Below are 25,364 nucleotides of genomic sequence, written 5' to 3' on the forward strand. Positions count from 1 at the left end.
TATGATTCACGGTAAAATGATTGCCATGCTCCTAGCAGGCGGACAAGGATCGAGACTAAAAGCACTCACTACTGAACAGGCAAAGCCCGCAGTTCCCTTTGGCGGCAAGTACCGCATCATCGACTTCCCACTGAGCAATTGTTCCAACTCCAATATCTTTGACGTGGGCATCCTCACACAGTACAAGCCCTATCAACTCAACGCCCACATCGGCATCGGCAGCGCGTGGGACCTCGACAGGCGCAGTGGCGGCGTGAGAGTTTTACCGCCCTACACCAGTGAACACGGCGGTCGGTGGTACAAAGGCACCGCCAACGCCATCTACGAAAACATATCGTACATCGACGAACTCGACCCCGAGTTCGTGTTGATTCTCTCAGGCGACCACATCTACAAGATGGACTACTCGCAGATGCTCGCCGAACACGAAGCCAAAGGGGCTGACGCCACCATCAGCGTCATTGAAGTCCCTTGGGAAGACACGTCGCGCTTCGGCATCCTCGCCTGCGACGCGGAAGACTTTATCGTCGAGTTTCAGGAAAAGCCCGAAAACGCCAAGTCCAACCTCGCCTCCATGGGGATTTACATCTTCAATTGGGAAGTCCTCAGACGCTATCTCCTCGAAGATGAAGACGACGAGACCTCAGTCAACGACTTCGGCAAAAACATCATCCCGAAAATGCACTCAGACGGTCTCAAAATGTTCGCCTACAGGTTCGACGGCTACTGGAAAGACGTCGGAACTGTGCGCAGCTATTGGGAGGCCAACATGGACCTCCTACGTGAAGACAACACGCTGAACCTCTACGACAGAAACTGGCGGATCTATACGAAAAACAGGCATTTGCCACCCCACTACATCTCGCCTAACGCCAGTGTTATCAACAGTCTCATCAATGAAGGCTGTAAGGTTTTGGGCTCGACGGAAAACAGCGTTTTGTTTAACGAAGTCACCATAGGCGTCGGCGCAAAAGTCAACCACAGCGTCCTTCTCTCAGGTGCCGTTATTGAAGACGGCGCGGAAGTTTACAACGCCGTCATTATGGAGAACGTCGTGGTCAAAGCCTGTATGAAAATCGGAGACCCCGATAGCGACACCGTCTACCTCGTCAGTGAAAACATCGTCATAGAAGCGAAAGCCTAAGGAGGGGAACTCATGAAAAATTGTCTCGGTATTATCAACTTAAGTGAAAACGATCTCGAGATGGGGGCACTGTGCCAAAGCCGCCCAGTGGCTATGCTGCCTTTTGCCGGCCGCTACAGGCTCATCGACTTCACCCTCTCCAATATGGTCAACGCCGGCATCACCGGCATCGGCGTCTACACGGGCAACAAAGTGCGCTCGGTAATGGATCACCTCGGCTCCGGCGGTCCTTGGGATCTCGACCGAAAAATCAACGGTCTCTACACGTTCTCGCCGACGTACAGCTACGACAGCATCCAGCAGCGCCCCGGCGACGTAAGCCTGTTTTACCGCAACAACGCGTTTATCGAAATGGCCAAGCAGGACTACCTGCTCTTTTCCAAATCCTATATGATTGCCAACATCGACCTCAGAGAAGCCTTTGAAGCCTTTGTGGATTCCGGTGCCGACATCGGCATCCTGTACAAAGAGGTGCACGACCGCAAGAACCGCTACATCGGCCTCGATAAAATACATTTAGACGCCGACGGCAACTTCGAGAGCATCGGCACCAACCTCGGCATGGACGACACCTTTAACCTGTCGCTGGAAATGTATTTTATGAAAAAGTCGGTCTATTTTGAGCTGTTTAACGACGCCATAGAAAAGGGCACGGCCAACTACCTCAAGCAAGCTGTGCTCGACCACCTCGGACAATTTGAAGTCACCACGTTTCCGGTGACGGGGGAACTGCTTTGTATCAACAACATCAAAAATTACCTCACAGGCAATATGGCGACGCTCAATCCGGAAGTGGCCGAAAGCCTGTTCAACCGTCAGAGACCGATTTACACCAAGGTCAAAGACGAGCCGTCGACGTTTTACAAAAGCGGCTCTAAGGTGCGCAACGCCTATGTGGCCAACGGCTGCGAAATCGCCGGCTTTGTGGAAAACTCCATCATCTTCAGAGGGGTTAAAATCGCCAAAGGCTGTATTGTGCGCAACAGCATCATTATGCAAAAGACGCACATCGGCGAAAACGCCCATTTAAACTATGTCATCTTAGACAAACGCCTTACGGTACAGTCCGGCGTCACCTTAATCGGGGACCCGAGCAGTCCGTTTATCAGCGGCAAGGACTACACCGTTAAAAAGGAGGCACGCTAATGAAACGACTGGCTTTTGTCGCTTCTGAAGCGACACCGTTTTCAAAGACAGGAGGACTCGCCGATGTGGCGGGTTCTCTGCCGAAGGCCTTAATGCAGACCGCTGAAAAAGCCGGAGAGGCCTTCGACGTCTGCGTCTTTCTCCCCCTGCACCCCACCATGCCGCTAGAGTTTAGAGAAGCGCTGACCTTTGTGGACAGAACCGATGTCCACATGGGGTGGCGCTGTCAGTATGTAGGCATCTTAACTTTGATGCACGACGGCGTGCGCTATTATTTTATCGACAACGAATTTTATTTTAAACGGCATCATCTCTACGGCGAAGGCGACGACGCCGAACGCTACATCTTTTTTTCAAAAGCCGTTCTCGCGGCGCTGAAACAATTGGACCTCAAACCGGCTATTATCCACACCAACGACTGGCACACCGCCTCAGTGAACATTTTGCGCCAAGAGTACGCGTATTACGACGATTTTTACAAGGACATCAAAACCGTGTTCACCGTCCACAACCTGAGATACCAAGGGATTTTCGACCCGTTTATCCTCGGCGACCTCCTCGGCCTCTCCTACGATTATTTCAACGAAGACGCCCTTAAATTTCACCAGAGCATCAACCTATTAAAGGGCGGACTCGTGTTTAGCGATCATATTACAACTGTTTCAAAGAGTTATGCCAAGGAAATTGGGTATCCATTCTTTGGGGAGAACCTCGAAGGAGTGATTCAAAAGTACGGCTACAAACTCACCGGCATCGTCAACGGTATCGACTACGACGTTTTTGACCCAGCCACTGACCCGGCGCTGAGGGAAAACTACAACCGGACGACGCTGGCACAGAAAAAAGAGAACAAGGTCCACCTTCAGATTCAATACGGTCTGCCGGTCGATCCGGCGATTCCGATGCTGTCCATGGTTACGCGACTTGCGGATATGAAGGGCCTCGACCTCGTGGAACACATCTTGGAAGAACTCCTGCTCGAAGACATTCAGCTCGTCGTCCTCGGCACCGGTGAAACCAAGTACGAAAACCTGTTCAGACATTTTCAGTACAAATATCCCCACAAAGTCAGCGCGCGCATCTATTTCAGCCCACAAGAAGCAAGCCGCATCTACGCCGCCTCCGATATTTTTTTAATGCCGTCTCTCTTTGAACCCTGCGGCCTAAGCCAACTCATCGCCCTCAGGTACGGAACGATTCCCGTGGTGCGACAGATCGGCGGCCTCAAGGACACCGTGGTGCCGTACAATCGGTACACCGGCGAGGGCAACGGTTTCGGTTTCTTAAACTACAACGCGCACGAACTCCTGTTTGCGATAAAAGACGCGCTGAACGCCTACCGAACCCCCGAGGTTTGGAACGGGCTTATGCAACACGCCGTAGAGGCCGACCACAGCTGGGCGGTGTCATCGAAAGCGTACATGGCCATCTACGAAGAGCTTTTAAAAGTATGAATTGAGAATTGAGGTGAACACATGAAAGTCACGGTAACACAGTTCAAAGAGGACTTTTTAAACGCCATCGCCACCACCACCGCCAGACAACCCGGCGACACCACACCACTGGAACGCTACAACGCACTCGGACTTGTTGTAAGAGAATATATTGCAAAACTTTGGGCGAGCACCAACAAAAGGTACCGCGATGAACAAAAGAAACAGGTGTATTATTTTTCTATGGAATTTTTAACGGGTAAGTTTCTGTCGAGCAACCTCCACTCACTGAGCCTCTACAAAGTCGCCGATCAGGCGCTGCGCGAACTGGACATGAGCCTCGACGACATCGGCGATGTGGAACTGGACCAAGGCCTGGGCAACGGCGGCCTCGGGCGGCTTGCCGCTTGTTTTCTGGAGGCGTTTAGCGCTCTTGAGATTCCCGGACACGGCAACGGCATCCGCTACAAAAACGGACTCTTTGAGCAAAAAATTATCAACGGGTACCAAGTAGAGTACCCCGACAGATGGCTGGTCAACAACAACGTTTGGGAGTTCAAGCGCACGAACAAGGCGGTAGAAGTGCACTTCAACGGTCGCGTGGAGTCGTATATGGACGGCGACCGATTGAAGTTTAAACACGTGGATTACGACGCGGTGCGCGCTGTTCCTTACGACACGCCGATTATGGGCTATGAAAACGACACTGTTAACACATTGCGCCTTTGGTCAGCTGAAGAAATCGAGGACGTTCTCGACTTTGAAACTTTTTCAAAGGGCAATTACGCCAGCGCTTTTGAGAAGAAACACTCGGTGGAAATCATCACGCAGATTCTCTACCCCAACGACTCGTACGAGGAAGGCAAGCTCCTCAGACTGAAACAAGAGTACTTTTTCGTCTCGGCGGGCATTCAGAGCATCTTTGGCACCTACAAAAAGACGGGAATGCCGATGAAAGACTTCGGCAAAAAAATCGCCATACACGTCAACGACACCCACCCGGCGCTGTGCGTACCGGAACTGATGCGCCTGCTCCTAGACGAAGAGGAGATGAGCTGGGACGATGCTTGGGCCGTTACGCAATCTTGCATCTCCTACACCAACCACACGATTATGGCGGAGGCCCTTGAAAAGTGGCCGTTGTTTATGCTGAGGGAACTGCTCCCGCGCGTTACGATGATTATCGAGGAAATCCATCGCCGCTTTATGTTAGATGTCCCTGAGCACCTCGCCCACGACATGGCCATTATCGACGGCGACATGGTTAAGATGGCGCATCTGGCCATTGTGGCGTCTCACAGTGTCAACGGCGTGGCTGCCCTGCACACGGAGATTCTCAAAACTAAGGAACTCAAGCCGTTCCACGAGTTCTATCCCGGCAAGTTCAACAACAAGACCAATGGGATTATGCACCGACATTGGCTCTTAAACGCCAATCCGAAGCTGACACAGCTCATTACACAAACCATTGGTGACGGGTTTAAAAAAGAACCTGTCGCCCTAAAAAATCTTTTAAAATACAAAAACGACAACGCTTTTCTGGACGACTTGTTTGAAATCAAGCATCAAAATAAGGAAGCACTTGCCAAATACATCTGGGAGACGGAGCACATTAAGGTCGACCCATACGCGATTTTTGACGTTCAGGCCAAGCGGATTCACGAATACAAAAGACAACATCTCAACATTTTGCACGTGATGCACCTTTACAACTGTCTCAAGGCGAACCCGAATCTCGACGTGCCGCCGAGGGTGTTTATTTTCGCCGGCAAGTCTGCACCGAGCTACTATGTCGCCAAGCAGATGATTAAGCTTATCACCACTGTCGGCGATATGATCAATCATGACAAATCCATTAAAAATAAGCTCAAAGTTGTCTTTTTACCGAATTATGGTGTATCATTAGCTAGTAGAATTATACCGGCGGCAGATGTCAGCGAACAAATTTCCACGGCTTCTAAGGAAGCTTCGGGCACCGGCAATATGAAGTTTATGATGAACGGTGCGGTGACGCTGGCGACGCTGGACGGTGCCAACATTGAAATCATGGACGCTGTGGGCGAAAACAACATCGTTATTTTCGGTCTGAAAGATGAAGAGGTGTACCGCTATTACCACGAAGGCGGCTACAGCGCTTACGACACGTACAACGGCAACCCGCACCTCAAAACGGTTGTGGACCAGTTGATCAATGGGTTCTTCCCCGTGTCGCGCGAAGAGTTTTTACCGATTGTCGACCGCCTCCTGCGGTTTAACGACGAATTCTTTATCTTAAAAGACTTCGAGTCGTACTGCGAAGCCCAAGAGCGCATGGCGCTCTACTACCGAGACAAGGTACACTGGAGCAGAATGTCTCTGCACAACATCGCGGCTTCTGGCAAGTTTTCTGCCGACTACACCATTGAACAGTACGCAAAAGAGATTTGGCACATTACCCCTTAGACCACGGTTCATTTCAAAAAGGTGAGATTATGAGTTATAACAATTACCCAACGACTAAGAAAAAGCTCGGCGTCACCTACACCCAAACGGCGACGACGTTCCAGGTGTGGGCGCCGCCTCAAAAACAGATGAGTGTCGCGCTGTACGAAGACGCGCGGCACGTCCACCGGACGATCTACCCGATGGAAAAGAGCCTCGACGGCGTATTTTCTGTCACCATTCCGGGCGATCTTCACGGTCAGTTTTACACGTACATCATCGACCACCACCTCGAAGTGACAGACCCTTATTGCGTTTCGTGCAGTGCCAACAGCATCAGAAGCGCTATTGTCGACCTCGAGCGCACCAATCCGGTGGGATGGGACAACCACAGCAGACCACCGGCTGCGAGCCCTTGCGACGCCGTTCTCTACGAGGTACACGTCAAGGACTTCACTGGGAACGTTTCCAGCGGTTCTGTCCTCAACGGCAAGTATTTGGGCTTTGTGGAGCCCGGTACTGACTGCGACGGTTACGCCACGGGCATCGACCACCTGGTCGACCTCGGCATCACCCACGTCCACTTGCTCCCCGTCTACGATTTTTTAACAGTGGACGAAACGGAGGATTCTGACGATAACTATAATTGGGGGTACGATCCGGAGCACTACAACGCACCGGAGGGCAGCTACGCCACCGACCCCGACGACCCCGTGCGGCGCGTAAAAGAGCTCAAGACACTGATTATGGCGCTTCACGAACGCGGTCTCAAAGTGGTCATGGACGTGGTTTACAACCACACGTACCGCACCTTGGACTCCAACTTTAACACGTTGGTGCCCAACTACTACCACCGCACCACACACGACGGGATTTTCTCCAACGGTTCGGGCTGTGGCAACGAGTTTGCCTCAGAACACGCCATGGGGCGCAAATTCATCGTGGATTCTCTGTGCTACTGGGCAGAGGAATACAAGATCGACGGCTTCCGCTTCGATTTGATGGCGCTTATTGACATCGACACCATCAAGCTGGCACGTGCCAAGCTCCACGCCATCAATCCGGATATCCTGCTCTATGGGGAGCCGTGGACGGGTGGCCTGTCGACACTCCCTGAAAACAAGCGCGTCTACAAGGGGGCGCAGTGCAATCAGGGCTTTTCGGTGTTTAACGACGACTTCCGAAACGCTATAAAGGGCGACAACGACGGCACCGAGCGGGGCTACGTTCAGGGCAACCGCAACGACATGCACGATGTCATGGTAGGGCTCCTCGGCTCTATCCCTTACGACCACTCGCTCATAGGGTTTGCAACGCATCCCAGTGAGTCGGTGAACTACTTCAACGCCCACGACAACCTGATTATGATGGATAAGCTGAAAAAATCCAATCCAGGGGCGAATCTCGAGACGCTTATCCGCCTGAACAAACTGGCCTTCGGCATCTTGTTCACCGCTCAGGGGATTCCGTTTTTCCACGCGGGCAACGAGTTCCTAAGGGACAAAAAAGGGCATCACAATTCGTACAATGCCCCTATGGACATCAACGGCATCGACTGGACGTACAAAGGGCGCTACTACGAGTTTTACAACTACGTCAAGGACTTAATCGCCCTGAGAAAAGCGTATCCTTGCCTCCGCATGGACGACGCAGAAGAGATTAAAAAGCGCATTCAGTTTTACGACGACGCCTCTATGCACGGCGCCATCGGCTTTGTCATTCACCAAGACCCGGACGATGACTTCGACTGCCTGTTCGTGGTGCACAACCCATCTCACGACCCGGTGATGCTGTCTATTGAGAACTTGGTCAAGCACATTTGCAGCTTGCCGAAACCCAATGTCAAGAAACTGATTTGCAACCTAAAAATCAAGCATTTGTTTGATGAAAACGGCCTCTTTTCAACCCCTGTAGAAATCGATGCCCTACACCACCATTTAATCAAACTCGATCCAATCAGTACCAATGTGTTTACATTTAAAAACGAGTGCCAATAAGTGATGCTACCCGTTGTCCGGGACAGTTTAACACCACGAGAAGAAGGAGTAACCTATGATCAAAAAACGCTATGGCCTAATCCTATTGATGCTTTTGGCCTTTGCATGGGCCGGGACTGCCTATGCGGCAAATACCCCCGGGGTTATCGTCGACGGCGACGCCGTCGACTTCACTGATGCAGAGCCCATGGTCAGCGACGCACAGCGCATCCTCGTCCCGCTGAGATTCGTCTCTAACGCACTGGATGCCGACGTCAACTGGAACGACGCGACAAAAGTCGTCACTGTAAAAGACGCCACCCGCACCATTGTCCTACCGGTGGACGTCCTCTCTGTTACGGTCAACGGCAAAACGCAGGAAATGGACACCCCGGCTGTTATCGACAAGGGCCGTGTCTACGTGCCTCTGCGCTTTATCAGTGAATACCTCGGCGCCGATGTTCAGTGGGATGGCAAGCGTTATACCGCTGTAATCGAAAGTGCCGAGTACCACAAACTCGACGACTACACCCTGCTCGTCTACATGAACGGCACCGACCTCGAAAGCACCCTCGATGAAGAAACCGGCTTGCTCTTCGGCGCCGCTTCACTAGACCTCGAAGAAATGATGGCTGTCGGCGCAGGCGCGGGCATCAACGTCCTCGTCGAAACCGGTGGCACCAAACAATGGGCCATTGAAAACATCGATCCCAACCTCAATCAGCGGTTTTACGCCGATAGGGGGCGACTCATTCTTCAAGAATCCGTGCCTCAAAGCAATATGGGCGCCCCGGAAACACTGGCGGCGTTTATCGAATGGGGCATGAAAAAATACCCGGCGAAGAAGACGGGGCTCGTTATGTGGAATCACGGCGGCGGCCCCATCTACGGTTACGGTGTCGACGAATGGTTTGACAGCGACGCCCTGACCCTCCCAGAGCTGGACAAGGCGCTTAAAAAGGCTCTTCCCGGTGGGGACAAACTGTCGTTTATCGGCTTTGACGCCTGTCTGATGGCTTCTGTTGAAACGGCCAATGCCCTCACACCATATGCCGACTACTTGCTGGCTTCTCAAGAATTGGAACCACAGGGCGGTTGGGACTACTCAGGAGTCATCAGCGCCATTATCGACTACCCTTACTACGAGACTGAAGGCATGCTCAAACTTATCGCCGACGGTTTTAAGGTGCACTCCATCGTCGGCGGCGTCGGCGAAGACGTGACCCTCTCTGTGGTGAAACTCGACCAAATGGCGGCGGTGAACACGGCTGCAGGCAATTTGTTTAAGGCCATGGGACAGAACCTTTCAAATAAGGACGCGCTCATTGCCATCAGCAGTGCTGTGGCCAAGACCAAAGCCTATGGCGGCAATACCACCGACCAAGGGTATACCAACCTCTACGATGTCGTCGGATTCGCTTCGAATCTGCCGAGCACGTACAGCGCTCAGGTCAATGCTTTAAAAGACGCCGTCAACCGTGCGGTACGCTACAAGGTCAGCGGCCCGATTAACGCTTCGGCAAGCGGCCTCAGCGTCTTTCTGCCGTACTACGGTTTAGACGACATCAAATACAGCCTCGACATCCACAAGCAGCTCCCGCTGCCGAATGCACAGCTGGCATTTGTCTCGGCTTTCCCGAGTATCCTCCAGTCTTCCGGTATCGGCGAAGGGATGGAAAACAGCTTTACGGTAACCGAACCTACTGACGACAAACCGTTCTACACGTTAAACGTCGATAAAGACCACCGAGACATGGTGGAAGGGGTTTACCTCAACCTGCTCCAATATGTAGAAAAGGGCGGTGCACGGTACCGACTCCTCGGCTACGACACCCTTGTTGAAAACAAAGGTAACGGCGTCTACGAAGAGGCATTTAACGGCGCTTGGACGACTTTTGGCGGCCATCCGGTGGCCATGCAGGTGGTGAATGAAACCGATGCCTTTGTGGAATACGAGATTCCCCTAATGATTAACGACAAGCGCATGACGCTTCTCGCGGCATGGTATTATGACAAGTCCCTCGATGCAGGCGGCTACTATAAGATTCTCGGCGCACGTGCCGGTATCGACGCCGACACCAATATGCCGGATCGTAAAATCATCCAGCTTAAAAAAGGCGATGTCATCCAGCCGATTTACCTGTCGGTGTATCTGGACAAGGAAGAAGTGGTTGAGGAACTGGGCGACGCCTTTACACTGGGTGCCGACTTCGGCCTCTCCTTTAGCCAACTCAGCGATAAAACCGGCGGCAGTTACGCGCTTCAGTTCTTGATTAGCGATTACGCCGGCAACACGTACACCACTGATGCGTACGACTTCACATTAGAATAGAGCACTGCAACGCCCCTATGCGTCAAGTGACGTATAGGGGCGTTTTTCAGTCCACGGTGTTTTTAGGCATAAAAAAAAATCCGTTTCACTTAATGTGAGACGGATTTTTACGCGCTGTGCTTAGCCACATGATGTACAAGAGCCGCAAGCAGAGGGTTGTACGTTAACAGGTTGTACGGAATAGCCGTTGCCTGCCCACTCTACTTTAATTTCGCCCATTGCGTCGAAAACTGCTTTTTCTACGACAAAGTTCACGCCGTGAATATTCTCTTGTAAATCGCCTTCGTTAACGTTGTCGAGACCGAGACCAAAGCTCGGGCCACTACAACCGTTTCCCGCGATAAATACTCTAATGTTTTGCGGCTTGTCGGCTTGTGCTGATAAGACTTCGCCGATTTGAGCGCATGTTTCTTCGTTTGTCACAATGTACATATCGTCACCTCCATAATATAAACCCATTATAATATAATTCCTACTAAATTAGTAGAGTAATATGCGTTTATTTACAATTTTTTTTTATTTTGTCCACATTTTTTGGCCTATATGAACGTACTGCTGGCACACCATTAACGCTTTGATGTCCATTTTTAGCGGCTTTTCCAGCAAGGCAGCCGCTTCGTCTTGTGAAATCAACACGGTTTCGATTTCTTCATCTTCTTCTTGATACGCGCTTGAGGGTTCGCCGCTGCAGATGCAGTACACGAGATCCACCGATTCGTCGGTCATCCCCGCCGATGCGTATGCGCCGTACTGAGTGAGCGAGGCCACCACCTCTGTCATGGTGAGCCCGGTTTCTTCTTTGAGTTCTCTTGCGGCACAGGTTTCAGCCGATTCACCGTCTTCCAAGAGACCCGCCGGCAATTCGTAGACGTAGTCGTTTACCGGTACTCGGTACTGGCGAATCAATACGAGTTTTTGTGCCGTTTCGTGGTACGGCACCAAGACCACGGCGTCGCTCTGCGGCGCCACTTGCTTTTTCATAATGGCTTCGAGGTGCTCTGCCGATTTTCTCGAAGCGACGATCCATTTCTTATCGCGCCCATATTTGTTTTTATACCCCACTTCATAGAGGCTTAGAAAGGCTGTTGTCGCGATGGTTTTTAGTCGATTAATTCTCATATAACCTCCAGGGGACGGTTCTTTTGTGCCAGAATCCACTATTTTTTTCCATATTCCATTTGTGCCAAACGCTCTAAAGCATCGCCGGTGACGCGGAAAACCGTCCACTCGTCCATGGGCACAGCGCCCATTTCTTTGTAAAAGTCTATCGAAGGCGTGTTCCAGTCCAGACACCACCAGTCGAGTCGCGCGCACCCTTCTTTTTGCGCGATGCGCCCGAGTTCAATAAGGAGTGCTTTACCGATGCCCTGTCCCCTCGCCTCCGGTGTGACATACAGGTCTTCGAGGTACAAATTGGCCTTGCCGATAAACGTGGAGAAGTTGTAAAAGTACAGGGCAAATCCCACGGGTACGCCGTCGAGTTCCGCGATAATTACTTCGGCGCTCTTTTTGTCAAAGAGACTTTCTTCCAGCACCACTTCTGTTGCAACCACTTCATGGCGCAGTTTTTCATACGTTGCGAGTTCCACTATAAAGTTTAAAATGGTTGAGACATCGGCTCTTTCAGCGCTCCTAATGTTCAGTTGTGACATGGTGACCTCCTACTGGCTTTTCTACAGTTTACCACTGATTGAAACAGATTTAAACCGGTGCGGCGATATTTGGCCTGTGTTGGCTCAATAAAAAAACGCCCCATGGGCTAGGGCGTTTTATAGGATCAAAGACGACCGCCGACATTACTGATTAGAAATGCAGAGGGTGTCGCCGGAAATGGTGACGGCGTCTTCGTTCGAAAAGAGAAGGGCAAATAAGTCTGCCGGTACATACGTGTTGCCTTCAATGGCTTCAGGTGCCGCACCTAGTGCGGTCTCCTGAGTTAAACCGAGGGCTCCACTGCTTTCTTTGTAGTATTTGTCTTCACCTAAGATGACTTTAGTCTGAACTTCGCCGTTGTCGAGTCTAACGCCGCCAATTGACGCGTCCCATTTGACTTTAAAGCCGAGGGCTTCGCTCACGGCTCTTAGCGGAACCATCAAGTGGTCGTCTTTAACCACGATGTCAAGACCGTTTAAGTCGAGGGTCTCACCATTGATGGCCATCTTCTTCGGCATCTCACTTTGACCGTAAATGACGGCTTTTGTAGCAGTTGTCTGTCCCGGATAACTCAACGCTACGGCGTCAAACCATGCAAACATCTTTGTACCAATGGTGATGTCGTCCAGACCGACCATTTGCTTTGTCTTATAAGGTGACAACGCGCTGTCTTTTGTGAGTGTGAGAATCAAGTCGCCTTCTTGGTTTAAGACGCGAACTTCGCCGTCTTTAGATGAGACAACTTTTTTAACTGTGAAGAGCTGTGGCACTTTTGTGTCTTTTTTAATGCCTGTGACAACGGCTACAGCATTGGATTGAGGCGGTAAGCTTTTCGTCATGATACCACTGTAGTAAACGAATACTTTTTCGCCGGCTACAAGGTCTTTTACCATGCTCGGCGTGCCGGTTTCCGCGTCGATGACGACGGTTTCGTCAGTGATGTTCAGCATCACATCTCCGTCTTTGGCGGTTACCAACACCCTGTCGTCTTCAACCGATTTTACGACAGCTTCGCCTCTTAAGTTCTCCAGTTCAGGTGCCGCCGGACAGATGGCGATTTTCGGAAGTTCCGCGTTTGTATTTTCAACTGGTACCGATTGTGCAAAAGCACTTGTACCAACACCGGCCATCATTGAAACGGCTAATACCACTGATAATCCTTTTTGACTTGCTTTCATTTTAGATCCTCCATTTCTCGGGCTTTACGCCCTTTTCTCTCTCTAAATTTTGTTAAGGGGTTCGGGGAGGTTACCGCAGGTCTGAGAAAGGGGCATTTCTTCGAGACCCGTTTCAAACTGGGGGGTTTTGAAAGGCCTTTTCAGCAACCTCTCCGAAGGTGTTTATACTGATTAGACGCAAAGGTTTCAAAATAGTTCCCTGGCATTTGTAAAGGAACTGTTAATGATTTTTTAAAGGGACGGTTCTTTTGGGCACGATTCACCTTGGATTTTCCAGCCCACCTAATTGAGGATATCGGCGCCGGCCTTGAAAGCACTTGGTGTCAGCGCTACGTGACGCATTTGGCTATGGCGTTAAACTGAGAACGACACGGGGCATATGGCCTATACGATTTTTGCACGCACCCGCTTTTTTTACGCTATAGAAGTCACGGAACCCCTTGCGGCGCCTGTGTTCTTTCACTTGTATGTGCCCAAAAGAACCGTCCCCCCGCGGCACAGGCCTGTGCCGCGGAAGTGTTTAACGCAACTGTAATATTACCATTCTGTTACAACTGTAATATTACCATGGGGTTATACGTTCTATGAGTAAGGGTGTTTATACACGCCTTAAGTTTCCGGCTATTTGTGGCCGGCTCTAACCCGACAGGTCTTGTGCCTGTTCTTTATGCAGAGATAGGAGGCATCGTGATGACGACACATTCTTTTAGGTTCTTTCAATGCATGACCCAAACGATGAGAAAGGCGGTGACGCTATGAAGGTCTGTTTTTTACCGATGGATTCGCGCCCGTGTACGTGTGATTTCCCGGCTCAGCTGGCGGCTGTCTTCGGGAACTGCGAGGTGGTTCAGCCCCCTGCGTCTATGATGGATTTTTTTAAGACGCCATCTAATGCCGACGCCATTTGGGCGTGGGTGACTGAAAACAGCGCCGACGCCGATTACTTGGTGTTTTCGGTGGAACAGCTGATCTTCGGCAGTTTGCTTGCTTCGAGAACGCCTGAGCGCTCTGAGGCCGAGGCCGTTAGGCGCCTAGAAGGCCTTTTGGCGCTGAAACATCAGAACCCGCGGCTGAAACTCTACGCTTTTAATGTGATTATGCGCACGACGGTGAGCGCTTTAAGCGATGACTCGGTGCACTGGCTCGCTAAGATTACGCGGTACTCGAAGCTCCGCTATTTGCTCGAAACGGCGCCGCCGGAAGAAAAGCCTGCGATTCAAAAAGAGCTGGACGCGCTTGTGGCGGAGATTCCCCCTGAGATTTTAAACACGTTTTTAGCGGTGCGAGAGCGCAACCACGTGGTGAACCGCCGCTGTGTGGAACTGTGTGCCGACGGCGTTTTTGAGAAACTGGCACTCCTTCAAGAAGACAGCTGGCCTGAAAGTCTCCAAGTGCTCGAACAGCAAAAGCTTCATCAGTTAATAGATGCGAAGGGGGTCCGCGACCGCGTATGGCTTCACAACGGCACTGACGAAGCGGGGATGGAGATGCTCGTACTGGCGGTTTCCGGTGGTATTCGTCGACCGGTGGCCATTAAGTGGCTCAGCGACAACACCGACTTTACGGCACGTTACGAAGACCGGCCTTTCAAAGACAATCTCTACAGCCATCTGCGCCTGATGCAGTTGACGGAGGACGCGTCTGCGGAGGACTGTCTGGTGATTTTGCCGCCGAAATCGCGACAACTGGATTGCTGTCCGGCCTACGACCCCGAAACGCATTATGCACCGGAGGTGTACCGCGAGATGTGCGAGGTGTTGTACGATCTGGAAAGACAGGGCAAGCGCTGTTACTTGTTAGATATAAATTACGCCAATGGCGGCGATTGGGCTTTCTTCGAGGCGCTGGACAACGCTTTTTCGCTCTACGGTTACGCCGGTTGGAACACCGCCTGCAACGCCCTCGGCACGATTCTGGCACAGCTCGTGGCTTCCAGGGGCTGTCATTCTGACGCCAATACGTGTTTCACTTTTGAACGGTTCCTCGACGATGTGTTCTATCAAGCGGTGGTGCGCCGAAAGCTGTCGGTGAAGTTAAAGGCGATTGGCGAGGATACGCTGTCGATTAAAGACACGGTGCGCGCACAAGCGCTGATGGACGAAACGGTGTGTGAGAACGTCGAAGCGTTGGAAGCGCTCTTTGGACACTGTCCGCCGTCGTTTGCGATGACGTTGCGCTGGCCGAGAATATTTGAAGCCAAGGCGGCGATTCGCCACTTCTAACGTCTTTAAAGCCTGAAAGATGTCAAGTTGCATCTTTGAGGCTTTTTTTGTTGCCATTTAGGGGCGGTCTGGCGATTTAAAACTATAAATTATGGGGGGAACTGTAAGATTTTTTAGAGTTGTACGTTATTATAATAGAACGCTACTCAATTTTTCTCTATTCAGCAAAGGAGTGCTTATGAAACGCTTTAGGAAAACAGGCGCTGTCGTCGTGTGCGTTGTGGTCACGGCCTGTGTGCTCATCTGTGCCTTTTTACGTCGACCACAGGCGTCTGCTGTGACGGTTTCGTGGTCCGAGTACCAAGACTTGTTTGAGTATGTGGTGGATCACTTTGAGGTGGACGGTCTCGAGGTGAAGGCCAGCACTAAAGGGCGCAATGTGGTGGCCATGGACGCTTACGCCCCTCTCGACAACCGCCGTTTTTTAACCCTGAGCGGTGGCCTAGACGGTGCGACGCCACAGACGACGCTGGAGCAATTTGTGGTGGAGGATGCGGCGCAGTCGGTTCAGGTGACGTTTTCACTGATTTATACGACGACGCCTCTTGGCAACGATATTTTGGCGTATACGACCAACGACGGGTTCGACACGCTAGACGCTGTGCTGAAGCGGCGGTCTACTGCTGTGCTGGGCACTTATGAAAACCTGCTCTTTATGGTGTCTCAAACGGCGCTGTCCGAGGTGGATGCGACGCTCAACCACCGCGTTGTCGACGGCGTTATGGCTGCTGTCGAGGCGTTTTACGACGGGAGATGATGCCTTCTCGGCGGCGGTCTGCTCTGTGGAAAAGCCACTGCAACACACGGCGATGGTGTGTTGTGGTGGCTTTTTTGTGTGGGGAACTTTTTGTGTGGCTTTTACAAGAGAGGCCTCTTGTGTTTGGGGGTGACAATGGTACTGTTATGAGAAACTGGACAGATGAAATATCTGAATACATCTCATGTTCTGGTTCAACCCAAAAAGGACCTGTCAAGAATTTTGTGTAAAGTTTGATTTAAAATTTTAAGTGAGCAGCGATTCTGTCAGAAAAAAGGATCTCTAATTGATTCATGACTTGACCCCAATTTTGGACAGGACGAGTCCACGATTGCTTTATATCCATGGTTCTTAAGTAAACCAACTTGTATAGAGCCATTTCATTAGGAAAAGCACCTTTGCGATCCGTAACCTTTCTAAGCTGATTATGATAACTTTCAATCGTATTGGTGGTGTATATAATTTTTCTTATCTCACTAGGGTATAGACACTATGATAAACGAACTAATCTACACTGTCTTATATAATATTGTAAGTCAAAGGTTCATGTATAGAACTGGATTACTCTATCCTAAATTAATAGTTTGTAAATGAACATGTCTATACACTAGTGTATAGACACGATGAAAATTGAAACAATTCATAAACTTTGATATGATAGTCTTTGATGATAAAATATTACTATCGGAGGTTATCCCTATGGCGCGTCCAAAGAAAAATAAAATATTGTTAACAGACATTGAGTTAAAACAACTAAAAGCTCTTCTAAAGAAGAAAAATACAACCCAAACCATCTGCAATCGTTGCCGAATTTTAATTGATCTTGATGAAAACCACTTACCTGCTCTAACATATGAACAATGTGTTCAGCGGCAAAATGTAAGTCGAGCGACTATCGCAAAAATGGTAAAACTATATGCTTCTGGCGGTATTGACTCAGCGCTTGCTACGCACCGAAATATCAATTCTGATAATGCACGCCGCAAAGTAGATGGAAGAGTTGAAGCACATATTATTGAGCTTGCATGTGGTCCCGTTCCAGAAGGTCATAGCCGCTGGACGATCCGTTTATTAGAAGAACATATGAGAATTGAATTTGATGAGTCGATCAGCCGAGAAGCAATCCGAAGATCATTAAAAAAAACAGGCTTCGACCTCACCGCTCCGACTATTGGTGTTTGCCAAGAAAAAGAGATCCCGAATTCATAGCGTGTTTAGAAGATATTCTTGATGTCTATGAACTGCCCTATAATCCAAACCTTCCAGTCGTTTGTATGGATGAGAAACCCTACCAATTACTTGGTGAGGCACGCGATTCATGGGCAATGCGACCTGGCGATCACAAAAAAGTGGATTCTGAATATGTTCGAAAAGGTACTTGTAGTATATTTTCATTTGTGGAACCGCTTGGAGGCAAACACCATGTCAGTGTTAGAACACAACGTACAGCTATAGACTGGGCACAAGAAATCAAATATCTTGTGGATGAATTTTATGCTCATAATGAAAAAATCATTCTTGTCATGGATAATCTCAATACACATAAACCATCGTCATTATATAAAGCGTTTCCACCAGCAGAAGCCAGAAGAATACTAAAGAAACTCGAAATTCACTATACACCAAAACATGGCAGTTGGCTGAATATTGCTGAGATAGAACTTAATGTTATGACCCGACAATGCTTATCACGAAGAATCGAAAATATCGATTTACTTCGCAAAGAACTTTTTGCTTGGGAAAGTAAGAAGAACAACAGCTATGCAAAAATCAACTGGCAGTTTAGAACAAAGGATGCAAGGATAAAACTGGCATCACTTTATCCTGAAATATAGAGAGGACAGGCTAATTATAGTTCGTTAATGAACGTGTCTGTACACTAGCTACATCCCGTCAAGCACATCCAATCATTCTTTTCGTGAATTTGCAAATCTGTAAAACCTAATTCATACATTAATTTTATTAGCTTTGAACTTGTCTCATAGCTATTCATATGATAATTCATCTTATAATTTTCAGCGAGTATTAGTACTCTACCACCACTTTTCAACACCCTTTTTATCTCAATAATGGAGCCTTTTATGTCTGGCCAAAAATAATGAGTTTGAACTGCTGTTACCAGATCAAACTCTCCGTTAGCAAAAGGTAGACTTTCAACATTCCCATGCTTTACCTTTACTAAACCTTGATAAACAGCCTTCTTATTCTTAATAGTTGACTGCTTAACAGCTTCATAAGAATAATCTACTCCCGTTACCTCTCCCTTTGTTGCTCTATTCAACAATAGCTTTATGTTTATTCCTCCGCCACAACCTATATCAAGTATTGATGCTGTTTCTTCTATCTCAATATTGCTAAGTCCCCATATCATCATTTTTTTATGTGCTGAGTTCATTATGGACACCATTATTCCACCTAAAGTTCCCCTTGGATTCTTCGCTTGCTCAATAAGTTTACTTAAAAGACTCATAATACGCTCCATTTCCAAAATATAACAATTAAACATCTTACGACAATTTGAAGCTAATCGATGCTTAAGCATACTTGAAATCGACTCATCGTCATATGGTTGTTGCCTTTTACTCAAACTCAACTTTCTTCGTGATCTTTCGCGTAATTTCTCTCAATATTCTTTTTAAATTTATCTCTATATATTTTCGAATATTCTTCTTGATTTACTCCAAATCGATTCAGTACATCCGAATAATACATCATTACATCACACATTTCCTCAACAAATCGTTCACGTACTTCTGCATTATTCGTTATTTGATCTTCACCTTTTTTCTTTACACAAAATATCTTACACCATCACTTTTTACTATAAATTTATCAAAATCGCTATTTCAATACATCTAATGTTTTGGTTCAACTGGAAAGGAGTACATAAAAACCCAGTATGAAGTTTAATTTCAATACATCTAATGTTCTGGTTCAACAGATGGTGCTTTTAATCGGCGGTATTAGTCTAGTGTATTTCAATACATCTAATGTTCTGGTTCAACGTAACTGCAACCACAAGTATATACGCCACAAAGGTATTTCAATACATCTAATGTTCTGATTCAACCGCCACAGGGTACGGTATCTACAAGAACTATTACAAATTTCAATACATCTAATGTTCTGGTTCAACGCGTGATATAACGACAATTAATGGTTTCAATATACTATTTCAATACATCTAATGTTCTGGTTCAACATTACAGCCAACCCACCTATCGCATTAAACGGTGCAATTTCAATACATCTAATGTTCTGGTTCAACATGAGAGCAGGTTATAGCCCTGAAACAATCAGCCAATTTCAATACATCTAATGTTCTGGTTCAACACCTTAATCAAGAACTTACAGGCATAGGAGCAGTAAATTTCAATACATCTAATGTTCTGGTTCAACGACGATGACGATGCAAAGGAACTTGTCCACAGGGTATTTCAATACATCTAATGTTCTGGTTCAACATCATGAGAGGTTTCATTAATCCAAAGACCGACAGATTTCAATACATCTAATGTTCTGGTTCAACACATAAAAATAAATGTTGACAAGTACACTAGATTTATTTCAATACATCTAATGTTCTGGTTCAACTTTGTTTATTAGTGTAAATAGCAAGGTAAAATTTCCATTTCAATACATCTAATGTTCTGGTTCAACTAAGGCACGCATCAAGAAAGCCGATGTGTGTATCATATTTCAATACATCTAATGTTCTGGTTCAACACCCAACTTTAACACCTGCCGTTCTTCTTCTATGTCCATTTCAATACATCTAATGTTCTGGTTCAACTATATCCCGTATGTATTCCGTGTGCTTATTGCGTAATATTTCAATACATCTAATGTTCTGGTTCAACAGATGAAGATGACGATTCAGAAGAATACGAAGATGAATTTCAATACATCTAATGTTCTGGTTCAACTAAAAAACAAGAAGATTGGATGGGAAAAAGAACGAATTTCAATACATCTAATGTTCTGGTTCAACTTAAACAACCAATAAGACTTATGGACTTTACCACAATTTCAATACATCTAATGTTCTGGTTCAACATTAAGAATTAAATGGAAAGGTGAACATTCGTATAAATTTCAATACATCTAATGTTCTGGTTCAACATCACAGGCGATGGTGGCGACGTCCTTATATTCGAATTTCAATACATCTAATGTTCTGGTTCAACCTGCAAACAGACCTTGACATGGCAGCTGTAAGAGCATTTCAATACATCTAATGTTCTGGTTCAACTTTAAAGTCTGAAAGGCATTTTGGGGACATAGACCCATTTCAATACATCTAATGTTCTGGTTCAACACTGTCCTCTTTGTGGCTCGGACATCGCAGAGGATAAATTTCAATACATCTAATGTTCTGGTTCAACCCAAGTGCCAACAACTAATCACATCGCACAAGTTGCATTTCAATACATCTAATGTTCTGGTTCAACCACTGTAAAATGCCCATTCTCACTTTCTATATTACCGTAAAAACACTGTATTTGCAAGCGTTTTAGAGATTTCTTTTCAATGAGTTTTCATTTTTTTCCATGTGCTTTTTAAACCGCCTGTATCTGTTCTTATAGCACACACAGGCGGTTTTTTGTAAAATTTTAGATAATAAAAATTGGAAATCACATCCTATTGTTACTGACGTCCTGAATACGGCACTGGTGGCATTAGCCCCGTTCGGTGTACCCCATGCCGAGGATGGCATTTTTCTCAAGTATTCCCGTCCCCAAAAGCAAGTTGCCCACAGCATTGCCGCATGGGTCTTGGCTGAGCTCGATTTGCACTTTGTAGCCGAGAATACCAATGGGGGTGTACGCAGAACAAGGGGCATTGCATCGCCGGCTGTTGTAAGGACAGCTCTCTCTGCCTTTCTTTTTGCACTTGTAGTGTGTCACGATGGGCTTGTCGCTGAGCACCTGAATCCCTTGTAGCCAATTTTCATGAGGAATCAAGGTGTTGTAAACCAGTTGGTATTTGTGCGCCGTATTTTTGACAATGGCGTCTGCTAAGGAGAGAATGCCTTTGTCTTTTGTCCACGGGGCGTTGTCTATAAAACTGCTCACTGGGGTCACGGTTTTAAGGGCTTTGATGTTGGCGCTGTCTTCAAAATGATCCAGTGATGCATGAATCACTTTGAAAAAAGGGCTTTCTGTAAGGGGAATCGCCGCAGTAAACATCTGAGCCAACTCAACAAAAGGCGTCTTAATATGAAAACTGTATAGGCGACCTTTTTTCACCGTGCCATCTGCTTCAAAGGGGTAGAGCCCGTCGTATACAAAGGGTTTGATGAGGTTGCTTGCGTGTAGTGCCTTGAGTTCCGGCACCTTGAGTTGGGCAAAGCCTAAAAACTGCGACAGTCTATAGGCCACGTCTTTTTTATACACCGCCGCTTTCATTTCAACGGTGACGGTTATTCTTGAGTACATGTATCGTCCTTTTCTTCAAATTCGTCTTTAAACAGTTTGGCGTAGGCATAATGCGGAAACAGCATCGGGTTGTTGATTAGCATAAGGAGTTGGTTGAGCTGGAAGTTTAAAGAGAGCAATGGGTTCCCCGGTACTTTAAGGGCGCTGAGTTTTGTGTACACTTCAAACCGGCCACCTTCAGCTTCTGTAACGGTTTCAAACAAATTTTCAAGTTGCTCTTTTAAAGCATCTTGATCTCCACCACTCTTTAGTTTAAATACAGCGTTTGTCAAGAGGGAGTTACCGACATTTAACTCATGGCGCCACCACTCGATGCTGTTGTCTTCGCAACGCATATAGTAATTTACTTTTGCCTCCTGAGCATCCTCTGTCTCTTTTTCAAAATAAAGGATAATATCAAATGTTTTACCTAGGGCCTTTGGAGACTTTTTATTAGAATATGTTTTCATACTCGCTAAGATCGTAATAGGTCTGGTGTTGGTTTGAGAAACGTTACCGAGGCCGGTTTCCAGACCATTAAACATTCGGGCGACTCCGCCGGGATTTGTACGAAGCGCCTTAATGCTATCGCACCATTCTTTAAGTTGCTTGGTCCTAGGGTCTGTGCTCTTACACTCGATGACCACTGACACCGCCTCAATAGGTACAAACTTAAACTGCCCATAGTTAAAGACAAATGGCGTGTACTGACAATCGATAACAGCAAGGTCTACTTCTCTAGAAAAGCGCCCTTCTGAGTCCATAATAATGATGTTGTGTTCTAGCGTAAACTTTTGGGGAATGATTTTTCTAAAATACTGTTCCCAAAAGTTTTCTCGCCCACCACCGGTGAGCCCCGGATGCGTGGTCATCATTTGAAGTTCGTTTTCAAGCACTCGGTTTAAGTTTAAATAGTTCTCTTTAATTTTTGAGAGAATGTCGTTTTTTTTCTGGGTATTCTCCACTGAAGCCTCCTTACATCTCTTTAAGCGCCTTAACAAACTCTTTGAGACGCCTCTTATAACCTTTGCCTTCTGTATCGGATACGAAACAGGTGTCTAGACCATCCTGTCTCAGCTTTTCCATCCACTCCAGCACATCCTTTTTGGGGTAGCCTCGATTGAGAAGTGCGTAGTAAATATAAGCGTACTCATCACTTGTAGTGGTAGCAAAGACACTGGGATCATCTGAGTTTATCGTCGTAATAACAGCTCGTGACGGTTCCACTTCCTGCCTTGAAAACGCGGTGTTAAGTTTCATAATATGCCCTTCAAAGATATCGTCAATCTCACCAATAACGCTGTTAGACGTGGGGTTGATTTCTACCACAATTCCCCGGCGCTCTATTTCGCTCAAAAGATGTGCCTGAGCAAAGGTCATAAGCGCCACATCGTTGGCTGTAATTTCAACACATTTCACCTGTTCCATACGCTTGAGCACTTTCCCGCAAGACCCCAGGTAGTAAAGGTGTTTTGGTTGCTCCTCAGCCATTAGCACACATGGACATTTGCTAGCGCCATTTGATTTTGAACCTTCTGAACAGTCTTCCACGGGAACTTGCACCGATTGGATTTCTCTGTAATCAGATGTAAACCGATCTTCATAGGCTTTGTAAAGGGCGCTTGTCCCATTTGAAAGCTTAGCCATTAAGTCTTCGCCGTACACGAAGTGCCCCAGTTCCGCTATTTTATCTTCTAAGTACCCACGATACAAATACGCTTTGTCCGAATGGTCGTTTAAGAGTTTCCAAAGCCACAAGTAGTCGTCCAGCAGCTCACCGTGGGTTACATACACGAAGGCATTTTTTTTGGCGTAATCTTCTGGGGATACCCCTAGCGCTATACCATGACCAATTCGGTCGCCGGACATGTAGCTGAAATGGGTCATAACTTCATGAATATGACGAAGGCCGGACAAAAGATGTCTAAAATCCTCTCCGACGTGAAACGAAAACGCAATGGCTTTTTTCCGACAGTCATAATTGGGCGGCAATTTTGCATAGTGCGCCCGAATGTCTCTGTAGAACTGCGCAAACACCCAGGGCTCTGCATCGTGTTCACCACTTGCGGCATCTAACCCCACCACAAACTCCGTATAATTCGGCACTTTTTCGGCATACATTGAAATCTTCTTAATCTGTTCTCGGTATTCTGAACGCACCTTATCGTAATAAAGATGCTTGTTAGCACCGTATCCATTGAGGCGGTATGCCATCACACAACAGTCAGATACCTGTGAAGGCTTTTTCTTAATTAAATGATGAACCACCCCGAGCTTTATAGGACTTCTTATGGGTTCGAGTTTGGAAGTGACCGCATCAAAGGCTTCAAAAATACGGAGAAGCGCGATTCGGTAGTTCTCTACATTAGGCGTCGTCCTAATTTCAAGCGCCGATAAGTTTCTATCGCTCAGTTGTTTTCTAAACATCATTCGGTAATCTTTCTTGTGGAACTGTTTAGTAGACGTTCTGAACACTTTCTTAAAGTAATCGAGGCCTTTAATGGCGTGGGCTTGTACCATCCAACAGTACAAATTGTTTTTAACGACGATGTACCTGTAGAGAAAAGCGCTGAGCAAGTCGTCTTTTTCAGTGCCCTTCTGCGCGGTTACGTACTCAATCAGCCTGTACAAAAAAATGTTTTCAGAATAAGTCAATACATATTCTGTACAAACATAAGCGTTAAATTCAGAATCTCCAACACTTTCTTTGGGATAGACGTGTTCTGAAAAGCTTGAGGTCTCTGAAAAGTAGTTTTCCATCAGCGTATCCTTGATGGCTAAAAAGTCTATGTCGTCATAGAGGGCGTTATCGCTAAACCGGGTGTTTAAAAAACGTTCTAGAAAGACTTCGAGATCATCCACTCCGCCACTGGCCGCTTCGTGTTTTGTTAAAAACATTTTCTTTAAAAATGCCTCAAAAGAGGCAAACATGTCACCACTATTGAGATAGACCACCACGAGCATCCTCAAGATTGCGAGCCCCTTAATTTGATTGTCAACAGCAGGCAAAGAGAGTTCAAAAAACTTAAACAGATCTTCAATAGGCCGAGATTTTCTTTCAGGACTTCGGGAGTTGAACGGCCTCAACAACATAAGGTTTTCCCAAAACATGGTGAAATCTGTTGCCGCACTAAAGTGAAGATGCGTTTCTGCAATGCCTTTAGAAAGTATTTTACTCAGTTGTTGATCTTCGAGGACGATGCTGCCGTAGTAATTGTTGAGAAAAGCGATGCTGTACCCATTTTGAACCAAGTAATTGATGACGAAGAAGTCTGTACACACCCGCCTTTTTAAATGGTTCCAAACGATGACGCGGTCAAAACCTTTATACGGCAGAACCGGTTCTTTTTTGCCATCGGTGTGTTTAATACTCAATGCGCCACTGTGGACTTCTAAGAGTTCACCTGCTATGTCGTTGTAGTGTACAAGGAGCGTTTCGATGTCTGTAGACGCTTCCACGCCATCTAGCTTATTAAAACAGTGCTGAATCATCAAATAGAGTGTGTCGAGGTTCTCAACGCGGCAATGCAGCCTCAAATAGGCGAGCAGTTCTTTTTCTTTAATCGTTTTCTTATTGACTGGGGTTTTCTTTATGTCAAAATACGGCGCCCCGTCACAAAAGTCAATGGCCTTTACAGGGGTAAAAAGGACTTCTAGCAGCAGACTGAGTTTGTGTACATCCATC

General features: G+C 47.3%; 18 protein-coding genes, 1 pseudogene and 1 CRISPR repeat array. Of the genes and pseudogenes, 10 read left to right on the forward strand and 9 right to left on the reverse strand.

Annotation, left to right across the window (positions count from 1 at the left end):
* Nucleotide 1: 1 nt before the first annotated feature.
* The 6 genes from ACR6HW_RS08655 to ACR6HW_RS08680 are packed head-to-tail and all read left to right on the forward strand — an operon-like array spanning nt 2 to nt 10,452.
* A complete protein-coding gene (locus tag ACR6HW_RS08655) occupies nt 2-1,144 on the forward strand; it encodes a glucose-1-phosphate adenylyltransferase (protein WP_455730734.1) in 1,143 nt (380 codons plus the stop codon).
* A gap of 12 nt (nt 1,145-1,156) precedes the next feature.
* Entirely contained in the window at nt 1,157-2,290 is a 1,134-nt protein-coding gene (glgD, locus tag ACR6HW_RS08660; protein WP_455730735.1) for a glucose-1-phosphate adenylyltransferase subunit GlgD, read from the forward strand.
* Nucleotides 2,290-3,744 carry a glycogen synthase GlgA gene (glgA, locus tag ACR6HW_RS08665; RefSeq protein ID WP_455730736.1) on the forward strand — a complete coding sequence of 485 codons (1,455 nt, stop codon included), beginning with the start codon at nt 2,290-2,292 and terminating at the stop codon, nt 3,742-3,744. The genes glgD and glgA overlap by 1 nt, the downstream gene beginning before the upstream one ends.
* A gap of 21 nt (nt 3,745-3,765) precedes the next feature.
* Complete coding sequence (locus tag ACR6HW_RS08670; RefSeq protein WP_455730737.1) at nt 3,766-6,165, forward strand: glycogen/starch/alpha-glucan phosphorylase; 2,400 nt, start codon at nt 3,766-3,768, stop codon at nt 6,163-6,165.
* Between the two features lie 29 nt (nt 6,166-6,194).
* Complete coding sequence (gene pulA, locus ACR6HW_RS08675; RefSeq protein WP_455730738.1) at nt 6,195-8,141, forward strand: type I pullulanase; 1,947 nt, start codon at nt 6,195-6,197, stop codon at nt 8,139-8,141.
* A 55-nt stretch (nt 8,142-8,196) separates the two neighbouring features.
* Nucleotides 8,197-10,452, forward strand: a complete 2,256-nt coding sequence (locus ACR6HW_RS08680) for a clostripain-related cysteine peptidase (RefSeq protein ID WP_455730739.1) — start codon at nt 8,197-8,199, stop codon at nt 10,450-10,452.
* A gap of 120 nt (nt 10,453-10,572) precedes the next feature.
* Here the strand turns inward: ACR6HW_RS08680 and ACR6HW_RS08685 are convergent, their stop codons facing one another.
* The 4 genes from ACR6HW_RS08685 to ACR6HW_RS08700 all read right to left on the reverse strand — a co-directional run bounded on the left by ACR6HW_RS08685 (nt 10,573) and on the right by ACR6HW_RS08700 (nt 13,283).
* Nucleotides 10,573-10,884, reverse strand: a complete 312-nt coding sequence (locus tag ACR6HW_RS08685) for a hypothetical protein (protein ID WP_455730740.1) — start codon at nt 10,882-10,884, stop codon at nt 10,573-10,575.
* 84 nt (nt 10,885-10,968) lie between these two features.
* A complete protein-coding gene (locus ACR6HW_RS08690; protein ID WP_455730741.1) occupies nt 10,969-11,571 on the reverse strand; it encodes an NUDIX hydrolase in 603 nt (200 codons plus the stop codon).
* A 38-nt stretch (nt 11,572-11,609) separates the two neighbouring features.
* Nucleotides 11,610-12,104 (reverse strand): GNAT family N-acetyltransferase, encoded by a 495-nt coding sequence (locus ACR6HW_RS08695; RefSeq protein ID WP_455730742.1) that lies wholly within the window; start codon nt 12,102-12,104, stop codon nt 11,610-11,612.
* Nucleotides 12,105-12,248: 144 nt separating this feature from the next.
* On the reverse strand, nt 12,249-13,283 hold the full coding sequence (locus ACR6HW_RS08700; RefSeq protein ID WP_455730743.1) for a copper amine oxidase N-terminal domain-containing protein: 1,035 nt from the start codon (nt 13,281-13,283) through the stop codon (nt 12,249-12,251).
* Between the two features lie 719 nt (nt 13,284-14,002).
* Here ACR6HW_RS08700 and ACR6HW_RS08705 point away from each other — a divergent pair.
* Both ACR6HW_RS08705 and ACR6HW_RS08710 read left to right on the forward strand, forming a co-directional pair.
* Nucleotides 14,003-15,505, forward strand: coding sequence for a DUF4127 family protein (locus ACR6HW_RS08705; protein WP_455730744.1), 1,503 nt, complete (start codon nt 14,003-14,005; stop codon nt 15,503-15,505).
* Nucleotides 15,506-15,683: 178 nt separating this feature from the next.
* Nucleotides 15,684-16,262, forward strand: a complete 579-nt coding sequence (locus ACR6HW_RS08710; RefSeq protein WP_455730745.1) for a hypothetical protein — start codon at nt 15,684-15,686, stop codon at nt 16,260-16,262.
* A gap of 238 nt (nt 16,263-16,500) precedes the next feature.
* Here the strand turns inward: ACR6HW_RS08710 and ACR6HW_RS08715 are convergent.
* Nucleotides 16,501-16,743, reverse strand: a pseudogene (locus ACR6HW_RS08715) (transposase); the annotation flags it as partial.
* Nucleotides 16,744-16,916: 173 nt separating this feature from the next.
* On the opposite strand from ACR6HW_RS08715, the gene ACR6HW_RS08720 reads away from it, so the two are divergent.
* Together ACR6HW_RS08720 and ACR6HW_RS08725 are read left to right on the forward strand one after the other, a co-directional pair.
* Nucleotides 16,917-17,471 carry a helix-turn-helix domain-containing protein gene (locus ACR6HW_RS08720; protein ID WP_455728033.1) on the forward strand — a complete coding sequence of 185 codons (555 nt, stop codon included), beginning with the start codon at nt 16,917-16,919 and terminating at the stop codon, nt 17,469-17,471.
* The gene (locus tag ACR6HW_RS08725) at nt 17,441-18,097 is read left to right on the forward strand and encodes an IS630 family transposase (protein WP_455728032.1); all 657 of its coding nucleotides are present in this window, start codon (nt 17,441-17,443) and stop codon (nt 18,095-18,097) included. Before ACR6HW_RS08720 ends, ACR6HW_RS08725 begins: the two co-directional genes overlap by 31 nt.
* 44 nt (nt 18,098-18,141) lie before the next feature.
* Here the strand turns inward: ACR6HW_RS08725 and ACR6HW_RS08730 are convergent, their stop codons facing one another.
* The 4 genes from ACR6HW_RS08730 to ACR6HW_RS08745 form a co-directional block, all read right to left on the reverse strand.
* Entirely contained in the window at nt 18,142-18,804 is a 663-nt protein-coding gene (locus ACR6HW_RS08730) for a class I SAM-dependent methyltransferase (protein WP_455730746.1), read from the reverse strand.
* A 301-nt stretch (nt 18,805-19,105) separates the two neighbouring features.
* Nucleotides 19,106-20,713: a CRISPR direct-repeat array (repeat unit 30 nt; unit sequence ATTTCAATACATCTAATGTTCTGGTTCAAC).
* Nucleotides 20,714-20,941: 228 nt separating this feature from the next.
* Nucleotides 20,942-21,700 (reverse strand): hypothetical protein, encoded by a 759-nt coding sequence (locus tag ACR6HW_RS08735; RefSeq protein WP_455730747.1) that lies wholly within the window; start codon nt 21,698-21,700, stop codon nt 20,942-20,944.
* Nucleotides 21,685-22,644, reverse strand: coding sequence for a DUF6602 domain-containing protein (locus ACR6HW_RS08740; protein WP_455730748.1), 960 nt, complete (start codon nt 22,642-22,644; stop codon nt 21,685-21,687). The genes ACR6HW_RS08735 and ACR6HW_RS08740 overlap by 16 nt, the downstream gene beginning before the upstream one ends.
* A gap of 10 nt (nt 22,645-22,654) precedes the next feature.
* The gene (locus ACR6HW_RS08745) at nt 22,655-25,363 is read right to left on the reverse strand and encodes a hypothetical protein (protein ID WP_455730749.1); all 2,709 of its coding nucleotides are present in this window, start codon (nt 25,361-25,363) and stop codon (nt 22,655-22,657) included.
* Nucleotide 25,364 lies beyond the last annotated feature (1 nt).

It is taken from the genome of Fusibacter sp. JL298sf-3 (genome assembly GCF_053842995.1).